The organism is Pseudofrankia saprophytica (genome assembly GCF_000235425.2).
Taxonomy (GTDB): domain Bacteria; phylum Actinomycetota; class Actinomycetes; order Frankiales; family Frankiaceae; genus Pseudofrankia; species Pseudofrankia saprophytica.
Window position 1 is genome coordinate 1,738,338 of sequence record NZ_KI912267.1, and the last position, 12,135, is coordinate 1,750,472.

The window sequence follows — 12,135 nt, forward strand, 5'->3', positions numbered from 1 at the left end:
GCGCGGCCCGGTCATCACCGCGAGCGCCGCGGCGGCGGTCTCCTCACCGAGGCGCAACCGCCCGCGCAGGGCGGAGCCGAGTGCCAGCGCGCCGAGGCAGCTCGCCGTGGCGCCGCCGAGGCCGGTCGAGCGCGCCTCGGCGAGCGCGGTACGCAGCGCGTCCTCGGCCGCCTCGAGCCGGCCGCGCCACAGCTCGGCGCGGCCGCGAGCGCACAGGGCGAGCGGACGCAGCCCGTCGGGCAGGCCCTCGGCCGGGCCGGGCGGGGCCCCCCCCCCCAGATCGCGCCCGCAGTGCCCGGCGTGCCGCGGCCACCATGGCGTCGGCGTCGCCGGCCAGCTCGGCGCGCCGCAGCTCGACGGCCTCGATCGCCATCAGCAACGACCGCCGCGCCGTCGCCGCCGCGCCGTCGCCCGCCTGCTCGTGACCGGCGGGTCCCGCCCAGGCCACGCCCGCGGGAACCGCCGCCGCGGCCACGCTCGCTCCTGCCCGCGCCAGCTCCAGGTACTCACCGGCCGCCACGACGTCTCCGGTGAGCACCCGGGCAAGCGCGGCGACCGTGGCGCACTCGGGACCAAGCCCGGCGGCCCGGTCCGGGTAGCCGGTCACCAGCGCCGCCAGGTCCGGCAGGTCGCCCTGCAGGACGAGCGGGACCGTGCCTCGCGCGACCAGGCAGGCGAGGTAGCGCCAGTCGCCGGCGCGCCGGGCATGCCGGGCCGCGTCGACGAGCCGGCGGTTCGCCGCGTACCAGAGCGCGGCACGCAGGTTGAGCTCGGCCTCGTCCTCGGTCGGGTCCCGGCGCAGCGCCTCCCGCAGCATGCCGCGCAGCAGCTGGTGGTACCGGAACCACGGTGCCGCCGTGGTGACGTCCGCGGGCTCGGTCGGCGCGGCCGTCTCGAGGTCGGGCGGTGGCGGGAGCGGGAGCTGGGTGGCGAGGATGTCGCCGGCGGCGAGCTCGGCGAGCAGCCGGTCCCCGCCACCGTGCTCGGCCACGACCGCCTCCGCCAGCGGCGCGCACACCTGGTCGAGCACGCTGGTGCGCAGAAGCAGGGGACGCACCGGCGCGGGCATGGCGGCGAGCGCCTCGGCCCGCAGGTACTCCGCGACCGGCGCGAACGCCGCGGATGGCAGAGCTGGACGCCCCGGGCGGCCCCGTCCGCCATCCGCCAGGCCGGCACTGGCGTGATCCCGCGCCCCGGCCGGGCCGAGCGCGGTGGCCGCCGGCCAGGTGCCGGCCGCTCGGACGCCGGCCGCCTGGCCGGACGAGCCCGCCGGCGCCGGCCTCGACACCAGGACTCCGGCGGCCAGCCGGAGCCCCGCGGCCCAGCCCTCGGTGACGGACAGCAGGCCGGGGCCGGCGGCGGCCGGCGCGCGCAGCGCCGCGAGCAGCCGCCCGGTCTCCTCGGCGTCGAACGCGAGCTGGTCGGGGCCGATCTCGGTGAGCTGACCCGCCGCCCGCGTCCGGTGGGTGGCGACCGGTATCCGGCGGCCACACAGCACCAGCCGGATGCCCGTCGCCTCGGTGGCGAGCAGCCGCAGGCCGGCGATGTCCGCCTCGTCGCGGACCAGCTCGACGTCGTCGATGGCCAGCACCAACGGCGCGGGACGCCCGCGCGACAGGACATCGACCAGGTCGCGCCAGAAGCGGTTCACCGGCGCGCCGGGCGGCGGCGGTCGCAGCCCGCCACGCTCGACGTCGAGGGCGGCCTCGGGATGACCCGCCAGCGCGGCGAGCAGGTGCTCCCACAGCGGGGGTCCGGCGTCGACGCGCAACCAGACGATCGGGAGCGTGTCCCGGCGGGCGAGATACCAGGAGGCGATCAGCGTCGTCTTGCCGCAGCCCGCCGGGCCGCGCACGACGGTCAGCCCACGTCCGCTGCCCTGGTCGAGGATCTCCCACAGCCGTGGGCGGGGGAGGTACGGCGCCGGCAGCGTGGGCGGGGCGAGTTGACCACGCCGTGGCGGTGGCCCGCCGCCGGCCGCGTCAGCGCCGTCGTGGCCGGGGCGTGCCGCGATGCCGGTCCGGACGTCCCGCGCGCGGGCTGACCCCACGCACGCGTCCTCCCCATCCCCCGGCATACCCTCACCCCCAGCTCCCACCGTACGGTAGCTGGAGTCTCACTCTCTGTCGCGAGCGCGTGTCGCCCGCCGCCTCCCGACGCCGGAGGAGCCGGTGGGCGCAGGCCGACAGGCGCGCACGGCCCGGACGAGCCGCGCGGCCGGAGGCCCGTGCGACCGCGCAGACCTCTCAGGCCGCGCAGTCGGTGCAGACCGTTCGACGAGCGTCAGCCAGCTGGCTGCGGTGGTGTACGAGGAAGCAGCTCGTGCAGGTGAACTCGTCGGCCTGCCGCGGCAGCACGCGCAGCGCGAGCTCCTCGTCGCGCACCTCCGCGTCCGGCAGGTCCAGCTCGACCTCCAGGGCATCCACGTCGTCGCCCAGGTCGGCCGCGGCGCCGAGGCGCTGCGCCTTCAACGACTCCAGGCTCTGCTCCTGAAGATCATCGTCGTCCGCGTCGGCGCCACGCCTGGCGTCCAAGTCGCGAGCCATGCCTCTCCTTCCAGTCCAGGGGTCGGCCTCCGCCGGTCTCCCGGGCAGCGGCGAGGCGGGCCGACCCGCCCCCTCGCCGCCAGTCGCCAGACCGGCGGGCGGCAACCCCATCCGCCCCCGCCCGCTGGCGCTACCGTCCGCACGCGCACGCGCCGTCAGGCCCGATCGACCAGGCTCGCGGGATTCCGTCGTCCACGACAGGCGTCGATACCCGCCAGGCCCGTATCTGAACGGGATCGGGTGGTCACATTACGCAATGCCATCGGCGCCGGAACGTCCCGGCGCCGCATGTCCACAATTCCCCGTGCAGGTACCGCCTGAGCGGGTCCGGCGAGGTCGTCCTCGCCAGCCGAGGCGGACGCCGGAGGTCCTGGACCGCCGCCACCCGCCTCGATCATCAAGGCCGGTGCGAAGGATACGGCCCCGGACCTGGCGCGGGCCAATTCCGCGGTGGTCTTTCCGGTGTCTGTCCGGCCACATCGCGAATGCCCGGAAGGTGGGGCTAGAGATAAAGGCCGGTGAGACCGTCGTCCAGGCGCTCGGCCGCGACGGCGTGGACGTCACGCTCGCGCATGAGGACATAGGTCGAGCCGTGGAGCTCGACCTCGGCGCGGTCCTCGGGATCGAACAGCACACGGTCACCGACCTGGATGGTGCGCACCGCGGTGCCGACCGCGACGACATCCGCCCAGCCCAGGCGCTTGCCCATCTGCGCGGTGGCCGGGATGACGATGCCGGCCTTCGACCGCCGGTCGACCGAGTCCTCCCGCGGCTCGACCAGAACACGATCGTGCAGCAGTCTGATCGGCAGCGAGCCGGTACGCATGTCAACCCCAGCTGTGCCGCCGATGCCGTTGACACCGCCGGAAAGACTTGTCACCCGCGGCACACTACCTCCAGCTCCGCCTTCCATCCGCCGTCGCCTATGACCCACATCTCGTCGCGCGCCCAAGAAACGCCGCTACAGGGGTGCACGCTCCCGCCACCGGGCGATGAAGCTTCCCGGATGAGGAACGCCTACCCAACGCGGTATAAGCTGCCGCCCATCACCCGGAGTTGGACACCTCCACATCGGGGCGCGGGCAAGCACCCGCGGGGCGACGGGCCCATTCGGCGGCCCGACGCGAGCGGGCGGTCGCGCGCACAGGCGGGCCGTCGGCATGACGACTGCTCACGGGACGGGGCACAGCATGGCACTGCGGATCAGTGTGGACCTGGACGGCCTGCGCTGGGCAGATCTGTTCCGGTTCGTCGACCTTGCCCGTAACGGCGGCATCGGCCCGGACGACCAGGTAGACGTGATCACCTACGGCAGCGACCCGATGTCGGTCAGCCTGTCGGCGCGGATCTTCCCGCAGACCGACGGTTTCCTGTCGAACGAGCCGGAGGCGGGCGCGGACGCGCTGCGCTCCGCGCCACTGTCGATCAGCCCGGCCCCGTCGAGCAACGGTTCCTCCCCGTTCGGCTACGACGGCGGCAACGACCGGCCCGCCGCACCGGCCGGCGCGCACTACCCGTCGTTCGACGGCCCACCCGAGCGGCCGCCCACGCCGCCGCCGAACGGGATGCCGAACTACCCGGCCTACGAGGCGCCGCCCGAGCGCGGCGGGCCCTCCGGGCAGGGCGGCGGCCACTACCCGTCGTTCGACGGCGGCCAGCCGGACCGGCCCAGCGGCGGCCCCTACGCCGGCTTCGAGCCGGCGTTCGACCGCGGCCAGCCCGGCAAGGACCTGCCCGGCGCGCCGAACCAGGGGGACAGCCCGTACATCGAGGAGTTCGCCCGCCTGCAGGAGGGCCTCATGCGGCAGGTCCGCCGCGGCGACGAGGTCCGGCCCGAGCGCGGGTGAACGGGACGGTCCCGCCATGCGGGCCCGACCGCCCGGCGAGGCATCCGCGGGGTGTCTCACCGGGCTCGCCGCCGGCTGCCCGGCATCAGTAGTGATGTCCGGCATGGATAGGCGGGAGCGTCGCGCCGCCGCCCGGTGCGCCGGCGCGACGACGAATCCCTGCCCGAGCTCGCCGGGTACCGCTCGCGCGACGCTTGGCCTCATGGTGCATGCTTGGCAATAATGGAGGATCAGGACGATTCCGACGTCGAGCGTTACTACGGTCGGCTGTGCTCGGAACTTGACATGATCAGGAGCGGCCCGGTGCTCGCCGGGCCGCGCACGATCGAGCACATCCGATCCCTGCTCGCGCTCATCGACCTCCACCGGCCCAACGAGTTCGACGTCTGCCTCGGCTGCGACCGTCTTTGGCCGTGTGCCTCCGTCCTGGCTGTCACCGGCCTGCCGCCCGAGCTGCCCGCGGCCGACCAGGAGGCCGCCGCACCCCGCCCGCTGCCCGGCGTCACCCGGCGGCCCCGTGCCGCCGCGGGCGCCGCCACCGGAGCATTCGCGACCGCGGGCGCGCAGCCCGCGCAGCTCGCGCAGCTCGCGCAGCCACAGTCCGGGGCGCACCTCGTCGCCGCGGCGGGAACCGACCAGCGCTTCCAGCCTGCCGCCCGCGCCGCCGCGCAGCCGCCGGCCAGCCAGCAGCTCCCCCGGATCGCCGACCTGCCAGACGGGCTTCGCCCGGCCGGCCGGGACTCTGCCGGCAATCGAGCAGGAACCCCGGATCCGGCGAGAGCCGCCCGAGGGCATCCCGTCGTGGCGCCCGACGGCCGCCTCACGCCGGGCATGTTGCCCGATCCGCCGGCCGCGCCCCGGCCAGCCGACGCCACGCCGCCGGCCACGGTCGGCCGGGGCGTCCTCATCCCGACGGCGTCCCGGCAGGCGCCGCCACCGGCGTCTCCGCCCACCACGCCACCGCCGCCGTCGTCGCCACCGGCCACTGCACCGCCCATCAACGCGCGCGGCGGCGTGCCCACTCCCCCGCCGACCGGGCCGATGCCGCACATCCCGCCGCCAGGGGAGAGTTATCCGGCGTTCCCGCCGCCCGAGACAGGCGGTGCCAACCCGGCGTTCCCGCCGCCGGGGACGACGGCCGCGAGCCTCAGCTTCCCGCCCGGCATGACCGGTGCGCACCCCATCCTGCCGCCGCCGGGGATGACCGGCGCGCTGCCGGTCTTCCCGCCTCCGGCCGAGGGCCAGTTCCAGCAGGGCCACGACGGGAACACCGGCGCGCAGGCCCGCTACCAGCCGCCAACCGCGCAGCGGCAGCCGTCAGCCGACGCACCGCCGGCGCGCCTCCAACCGCCGGGTCAGCCCACCGGCGGGCAGCGGCCGCAGGGACAGGACCGCCCCTCCGCGCGGCCCGGGGCTCCCGGCGGGCCGGCGGAGCCCGGGCTGCCGCCCGGATCGACCTCGTCCGCCCGGGACACCCGCTGGGAGGACCGTGGGGAGGGTCGGGGGTACCCGGCGGGCGCGTCATCCTTCCCACGGGGCGGGCAGCTGCCTCCCGGTGTCCCGCCCCCGCCCAGCACGCCCCCTCCGGGGGTTGGCCTGCCGGGGCTCTCCGCGCCGCCCGGCGCGCCGGGACAGCCGGCGGTTCCGGGCCAGTCGATGCCGCCGAGCCAGTCCGGGCCACGTCCCGCGGCCGCCCGTTCCGGATATCCGGGCGGTGGACCGGCCGGTCCTGGCGCCCCCGGCCCCGCGCGCCCCAACCTGGGGCCGCCCGGCCAGCCCGGCCAGGGCCGAGGAGAACCACCCGCCTCCTACTACCCGCCTCGTCCCGAGCAGGGGCGGCCGGAGCCCGGTTACGGCGGCTACTTCACCGAGACGCAGCACCGCCCCGCCGGACCTGGAGGCCCGGGTGGACCGGGTGGACCGGTGCCACCCGCCCAGCCGGGTGGCGGGGCCGGCTCGTTCGGGCCCGCCGGCGGAGGTGGCCTGCCCGGCTCGATCGACCCGCGGTTGCGCCCGCCGGCCGGCCCGCCGCGCGGCCAGAGCCGCTCGATCTCGGCTCCGCCCCCGCCGCACCGGTCGATCCACACCGATAGCGTGGACCCGGTCACCGGCCGCCCGAACGACCCGACGGCACGCCGTCTCGGGCCGCCCGTACCCGACGACGTGACCCCGGAGTGGATGTCGCGGCGCGATCCGATCCTCGACGGCATTGACGTCATATAGATCTGGACAGGGGCCACCCGGTCCCACCCAACCGCCGGGGATCGCCCGGCGGTTGGACCGCTCAGGCGGTGAGAGCCTTCTCGATGGTGGCCCGCAGCTCCGGGTCCGCCGGGTCCGTGCCCGGACGGAACCTGGCGAGCACCGTCCCGTCGGCGCCGACGACGAACTTCTCGAAGTTCCACGTGACGTCGCCCGCTGTGCCCTCGGGGTCCGCTGCCTGGGTCAACACGTCATAGACGGGGTGGCGGCCCGGGCCGTTCACCTCGATCTTCGACGTCAGCGGGAAGGTCACCCCGTAGGTCGCCGAGCAGAACTGGGCGATTTCCTCGGAACTGCCGGGTTCCTGGCCCATGAACTGGTTACACGGAAAGCCGAGCACGGTGAACCCCCGCGCGGCCAGCTCCTCGTGCAGCGCCTCGAGCCCGGCGTACTGGGGTGTAAGTCCGCAGCGACTGGCAACGTTGACCACCAGAGCGACACGGCCATCGGCGAGCGCACCGAACGTGGTGTCCTCGCCACTGAGGGTGCTTACCTGCAGGTCGAACAGATCAGCCATGACTGGCTCCTTCCATCGGAGCCCACCTTGCCGTGGCCGCCCCGTCGCCCGAAAGTCCCCCTGCCCCCGGAGGCTAATGTCACAGTAGGTCATGACCGCCCGGCATCGTCCGATGCCAGCCACACCGACACTTCGCCCGTCCGACCACAGTCGGACACCGCCGACGGGGCGACAGGCCGCATAGCGCACCCACAATGACGCTGCATAGGCCGAGGTGACCGGCAATTCGGATGCGTCGGGACTCGCCAACGGGGGCGAACCAGAGTGACCGGGATCCCCAGCGAGGGGTCCGCGGCAGGAATAGCCGAGCGCACACGGCCGTGCGCACAATGAGACGGGCGGAGCTGGCCGGAACCGGCTGGTAACCGGACCGACTTCGCCTACCGAGTATCTGGCCGAGGGGAGCCCGTCATCGAGACTCCGGCGCTGATGGCAGAGGGACAGACCGGGACGACGGCGCGTCCCTTGTCCCCGGCGGGGCTACCAGCCACCGGCCGCGGACCACGCGAGGAGGCCGGCCGGCCGTCGAGGCGGTCGCGGGGCGCTCGCGCCGCCCGTCCGCCGCGAGCGGCGTTCTCCGGTCAGCTCACCGTCCGGCTGCTCCCCCGCCAGCCCACCGTCGCGGCGACCGCCGGGCCAGCCGCCATCCCCGTCTTCCACGGCTTCCCGGCGATTCCCCTGTTCGCGAGCGGGCCCGTCCGGCCGGTCCTGGCCACGTCGGGCGCGCTTGCCGGCCCGGCGGTCGCAGCGGCGGGTGCGGGCGGCGCGGTGCTGCCGGTGCCGCGACGGCTCGCCACACCGAAGCGCGCGCGTCCGCGCGTCCTGGACGCGTGCGACGTCGATCTCTCGGCCCGACTGCGGCCCACGCTGCGCATGCCCAGGCGGCGCACGCTGATCCTCGGCGCGGTGCTCGGCGTGCCGCTGGCGGTGCTCGCCTTCCGGTTCCGGGCCGACGTCGAGAAGCAGCTGGCCGACGTGCCGGCGCCGAACTGGCCCTGGCTCCTGCTGTGCGGGTTCGGGGCGGTGCTCTACTACATCACGAACGGAGTCGCGCTGCGGGCCGGCAGCGGCCTACCGCTGGGCGTACGGGTGTCGACGGCGGTCCAGTGCGCCGCGGCCGCCGCGAACCGGATCATCCCGGCCGGGCTCGGCGCGATCGCCGTCAACCTGCGTTTCCTGGAACGCCGCGGGCTCGCCCGTTCGGCGGGCCTCGCGACGATCGCCTCGCTGCGGGTGGTCTGCGGCCTGGTGCACCTGGCCGCGCTCGCCCTCGTCGCGGGGCTGCTGGGCGATTCCCGCATCACCGCCTCGCTGACGGGGCCGTTGCGCGACACGCTGGCCAGCGTCGGGATCGGGCCGACGTGCATCGCCGTCGTCGCGGTCCTCGCGGCGCTGGGACTGGTGCTCAGCCGCCGCGGGGTGCGCGACCGGCTGCGCGCGCCGGCCGCGACGTTCCTGGCGCACCTGCGGGGGCTCACCCACTCCCCCGGCAGGACCACCCTGCTGACCACCTCGCTCGCCGGTACGAAGGTCGCGCAGGTGATCGCGCTGACCGCGAGCGAGCGGGCGTTCGGCGGCCAGGTCTCGGTGCTCTCGGTGGCGGCGGTCTACCTGGTCGGTTCGGCGGTCGCCGGCGCGGCACCGACGGCCGGCAATGTCGGCGCGATCGAGCCAGCCCTCGCCATCGGCCTCACCGCGGCCGGCGGCCCGGCCGCCGCGATGGTGGCCGCCGTGCTGGTCTACCGGCTGATCGGCTACTGGCTGCCGGTGATTCCCGGCATCATCGCCCTGACCGCGCTGCGACGGCGAGGAGATCTGTAGCCGCCGGCGTCGTGTGCTCCGCGGGCCGCAGGTTCAGCCCGCCGAGCACCCTCGTCTCCCGCTCGTGCGTGAGGACCGAGATGCTCGCCGGCTCCAGCAGGAACGACGCGCCTCGCCCCGGCTCCAGACCAAGCCAGCGCGCGATCACCATCCGCGAGAAGTGGCCGTGGCCAACGAGCGCGACGTCGCCGTCGCGCAGCAGCGGCCGGGCGCGGTCCAGCACGGCGTCGGCGCGCGCCGCGACCTGCGCGGCGCTCTCGCCGCCCGGCACCTGACCGGTCCAGATCGTCCAGCCCGGCTGGTCCTCGCGGATCCGGGGCGTGGTGAGGCCCTCCAGGTCGCCGTAGTCCCACTCGGCGAGCTCCGGCCAGATCTCTCGCGCCAGGACCTCCGCGCCGGCTGCGGCCTGGGCGCCGGCCGCGTCCGCCGTGTCCGCTCCGGTCGCGAGCGCGTCCGCGGTGGGTACCGGGGAGGCGGGAGTCGCGGGGCTCAGACCGGCGAGGTCCGCGGTGCGGACCGCCCGCGCGCGGGGGCTGGTGGCGACCAGGATGAAGCGATGGTCGCGCAGGGCGGGGCGTAGTGACGCCGCCCTGCGCTCGCCCTCCTGGGTGAGCGCGATGTCGGTTCGACCGGTGTGCCGGCCGGACCGGCTCCAGTCGGTCTCACCGTGGCGGATCAGCACGATACGGCCGGGCGGCACGCCACCGCCGGGGATGTCCAGGCTCATCGGCGCTGCCTGCCCGGCCTCAGCCGCGGCGATGCCGGCGGCGCCGCGTGGTGCGCACCACCAGGAGCGTGGTGGCGCCGACCGCGAGTGCCACCCGACCCCACCGCACCGTGCGCCCGCCCGACGCCTGCCCCGGCGCGCCCGGCGCCGCCGTCAGGGCGGCGCGCGGCGCGGGCAGAGCCGCGGGCGGCGTCGTGCCGTCGGCGGCGAGCTCGAGCGGCTCTCCACCGTGGCCGACCCGGGCCCGCAGCTCGGCCACCTTCGCCCGTACCTGCTCGCCCGCGCGTTCGGCGACGCGGCGAGGGCTGACGATGTCGGCGATCGCGTCGATGGTCTCCGCCAGCTCCGCGCGGGTCTCGTCGATCTGGCGCTGAATGGTCGCTGGGTCCTGCGGCACCGATCTGACCTCTCGTCTCCCACGGCCGACGACCACGGGGTCGTGCGACCGGCGATTTCGCCCGAGGGCGGCCGCGGCCGGCGGTTCCTCGCGAACCCGCCCAGCACGGTCATACCCATCGGCTGCCGGTTGCCACAGCCCGTGGCCTACCGCCGGTCAACGGCCGACGGGTCCACTGCCAAGAGTGCCAGACCCGCCAGCCCCTGACGAGCCCAAACACCCGTTAGCACCAATCAGGGCCGTCGGGGCCGAGGAGCCGTCGGGGCCGAGGATGGGAACCGACCGGCGCCGGGACCACAGGCCGACCGGCGCGACGGGCCGCCATGGTCCCCACCCTTCGCCCGCTATGCGCCGGACGACCCGACCAGTTCTCCGGAAACGCTGCGCCGCCGTCCTTCGTTTACGGTTACGCCTGGCCACGCCCGTCGTGGCACGGCGCCGACACGTACCAGGACCTGCCGGCGGGTGGCGGCACGTCGACGCGTATCCGGTGCCCAGCGGGGCCGCCCCGTCTGTTCATGCTCTCAACGCGGAGGATCATGGTCGCCACCTCGCAGGCGCGCCGGACCTCCCAGCCGATGGCCGTGCTGACGTTGGCGGTGCTGCTCGCGGGCTCGACGGCGTGCGCGGACCGCACCCCCGGCATGCGTGCCGCGGCGGTCGGCGAGCGGCGTTCCGACGGCCTGCACGGGATCAGCCCGGCGACGCCCGCGCCGAAGCCGGCCCTGGACCTGACCGGGACCGACGGGCGCCCCTTCGACCTGCGCGCCACGACCGCCGGCCTGGTGACGCTGGTGTACTTCGGCTACACCCACTGCCGCGACGTGTGCCCGGCGACGATGGCCGACCTCGCGCAGGCGATGGGCGAGCTCGACCCGGCGGTGCGGGCCCGGGTCCGGGTGGTGTTCGTCAGCACCGACCCGGCGCGCGACACTCCGGCCGTGCTGGCCGCCTGGCTGCACCACTTCGACCCGGGCTTCGGCTTCTACGGCCTGACCGGCCCGTTCGCCCAGGTACGGGCCCAGGCTCAGGCCCTGGGCGTCGACGTGGAGCAGCCCCGCACGCGGGCGGACGGCGTGGTCGAACAGAACCAGGAGGCCGACGTGCTGGCATTCGGCCGCGACGGCCGGCTGGCCCTGCGCTACCCGCCGGGCACCCAGATCACCGACTACATCCATGACCTTCAGGTCCTGGCTGCCCAGGGGGCGACGCCGTGACCCACCTGCACCCGCACTCGTACCTGGACGCCGAGCACGAGGCGGGCGGCCGGACCCTCGGGGCCCGGGCCTGGGTCCGCGCGGTGTCCACGGCGCTGCGGCTGGGGCTCGCGGTGCTGTGGCTGGCGGCCGGCGCGCTCAAGGTCGGCGACGCGGCCGGGATGGTCCGCTCGGTGCGCGCGTTCCGGATCCTGCCGGAAGGTCTGGTCCATCCCGTCGCCTATGCCGTGCCGTTCGTCGAGATCGCGCTGGGCGTACTTCTCCTGCTGGGCCTGGCGGTACGTGCCTGCGCGCTGCTGTCCTCGTTGATGCTCGCGGCGTATATCGCGGCGATCGCGTCCGCGGCGGCGCGTGGCCTGCGCATCGACTGCGGTTGCTTCTCCTCGGGCGGCGACCTCGCGAAGGGTGCGCCCACTCATTACACGTCGGAGCTGATTCGCGACAGCCTGCTTCTGGTCGCCAGCGGACTGCTCGTCTGGTGGCCCACCGGTTACCTGGCTCTGGACCGCCTGCTGGAGGCGCCGGCCGGCAGCCGGTCACGGTCGGCCGCGGCCGACGACGAGTACGACGACGGTGACGAGGCCTGGAACGAAGACGGCGAGGCCTGGAACGACAGCGACAGCGAGCGAACCGAGAGAGACGATGAGGCGGGACGACGGATGAGGCGCGACCGATGAGCGACGGCACGGACCGCGGGCCCGGCGACCGGGCAGGCCAGGGCGCTGGAGGCGGTGGGCAGCGGACCCGCGCCGGCGGCGCGGCGGGGCGGGGCGACGGCCAGTCGGGACGGGACCCGCGCGC

General features: G+C 75.5%; 11 protein-coding genes. 5 read left to right on the forward strand and 6 right to left on the reverse strand.

Annotated features, from left to right (window positions below):
* Positions 1-43: 43 nt before the first annotated feature.
* From FRCN3DRAFT_RS48980 to FRCN3DRAFT_RS0241675, 3 genes are all read right to left on the reverse strand, one after another.
* On the reverse strand, positions 44-2,050 hold the full coding sequence (locus FRCN3DRAFT_RS48980) for a winged helix-turn-helix domain-containing protein (RefSeq protein WP_007518099.1): 2,007 nt from the start codon (positions 2,048-2,050) through the stop codon (positions 44-46).
* A 196-nt stretch (positions 2,051-2,246) separates the two neighbouring features.
* A complete protein-coding gene (locus FRCN3DRAFT_RS0241670) occupies positions 2,247-2,546 on the reverse strand; it encodes a DUF4193 family protein (protein ID WP_007518097.1) in 300 nt (99 codons plus the stop codon).
* Positions 2,547-3,048: 502 nt separating this feature from the next.
* On the reverse strand, positions 3,049-3,459 hold the full coding sequence (locus FRCN3DRAFT_RS0241675) for a GroES family chaperonin (RefSeq protein ID WP_425343362.1): 411 nt from the start codon (positions 3,457-3,459) through the stop codon (positions 3,049-3,051).
* A 277-nt stretch (positions 3,460-3,736) separates the two neighbouring features.
* On the opposite strand from FRCN3DRAFT_RS0241675, the gene FRCN3DRAFT_RS0241680 reads away from it, so the two are divergent.
* Both FRCN3DRAFT_RS0241680 and FRCN3DRAFT_RS54685 read left to right on the forward strand, forming a co-directional pair.
* Positions 3,737-4,393 carry a hypothetical protein gene (locus FRCN3DRAFT_RS0241680; protein ID WP_027141418.1) on the forward strand — a complete coding sequence of 219 codons (657 nt, stop codon included), beginning with the start codon at positions 3,737-3,739 and terminating at the stop codon, positions 4,391-4,393.
* Positions 4,394-4,606: 213 nt separating this feature from the next.
* Complete coding sequence (locus FRCN3DRAFT_RS54685; protein ID WP_157845338.1) at positions 4,607-6,616, forward strand: hypothetical protein; 2,010 nt, start codon at positions 4,607-4,609, stop codon at positions 6,614-6,616.
* Between the two features lie 61 nt (positions 6,617-6,677).
* Here the strand turns inward: FRCN3DRAFT_RS54685 and FRCN3DRAFT_RS0241690 are convergent, their stop codons facing one another.
* A complete protein-coding gene (locus FRCN3DRAFT_RS0241690; protein WP_007518090.1) occupies positions 6,678-7,172 on the reverse strand; it encodes a glutathione peroxidase in 495 nt (164 codons plus the stop codon).
* A 429-nt stretch (positions 7,173-7,601) separates the two neighbouring features.
* Here FRCN3DRAFT_RS0241690 and FRCN3DRAFT_RS0241695 point away from each other — a divergent pair, with 429 nt between their 5' ends.
* Positions 7,602-8,993 (forward strand): lysylphosphatidylglycerol synthase transmembrane domain-containing protein, encoded by a 1,392-nt coding sequence (locus FRCN3DRAFT_RS0241695; RefSeq protein WP_007518089.1) that lies wholly within the window; start codon positions 7,602-7,604, stop codon positions 8,991-8,993.
* Here FRCN3DRAFT_RS0241695 and FRCN3DRAFT_RS0241700 read toward each other — a convergent pair.
* Both FRCN3DRAFT_RS0241700 and FRCN3DRAFT_RS0241705 read right to left on the reverse strand, forming a co-directional pair.
* Positions 8,953-9,720: a histidine phosphatase family protein gene (locus FRCN3DRAFT_RS0241700; RefSeq protein ID WP_007518088.1), complete on the reverse strand. Its 768-nt coding sequence runs from the start codon at positions 9,718-9,720 to the stop codon at positions 8,953-8,955. The genes FRCN3DRAFT_RS0241695 and FRCN3DRAFT_RS0241700 overlap by 41 nt on opposite strands.
* A gap of 19 nt (positions 9,721-9,739) precedes the next feature.
* Positions 9,740-10,117, reverse strand: coding sequence for a DUF3618 domain-containing protein (locus FRCN3DRAFT_RS0241705; protein ID WP_007518086.1), 378 nt, complete (start codon positions 10,115-10,117; stop codon positions 9,740-9,742).
* A gap of 518 nt (positions 10,118-10,635) precedes the next feature.
* Between FRCN3DRAFT_RS0241705 and FRCN3DRAFT_RS0241710 the strand changes: the two genes are divergently transcribed.
* Together FRCN3DRAFT_RS0241710 and FRCN3DRAFT_RS52465 are read left to right on the forward strand one after the other, a co-directional pair.
* On the forward strand, positions 10,636-11,334 hold the full coding sequence (locus tag FRCN3DRAFT_RS0241710) for an SCO family protein (RefSeq protein WP_106410676.1): 699 nt from the start codon (positions 10,636-10,638) through the stop codon (positions 11,332-11,334).
* On the forward strand, positions 11,331-12,011 hold the full coding sequence (locus tag FRCN3DRAFT_RS52465) for a MauE/DoxX family redox-associated membrane protein (RefSeq protein ID WP_007518082.1): 681 nt from the start codon (positions 11,331-11,333) through the stop codon (positions 12,009-12,011). The genes FRCN3DRAFT_RS0241710 and FRCN3DRAFT_RS52465 overlap by 4 nt, the downstream gene beginning before the upstream one ends.
* Positions 12,012-12,135: the final 124 nt, after the last annotated feature.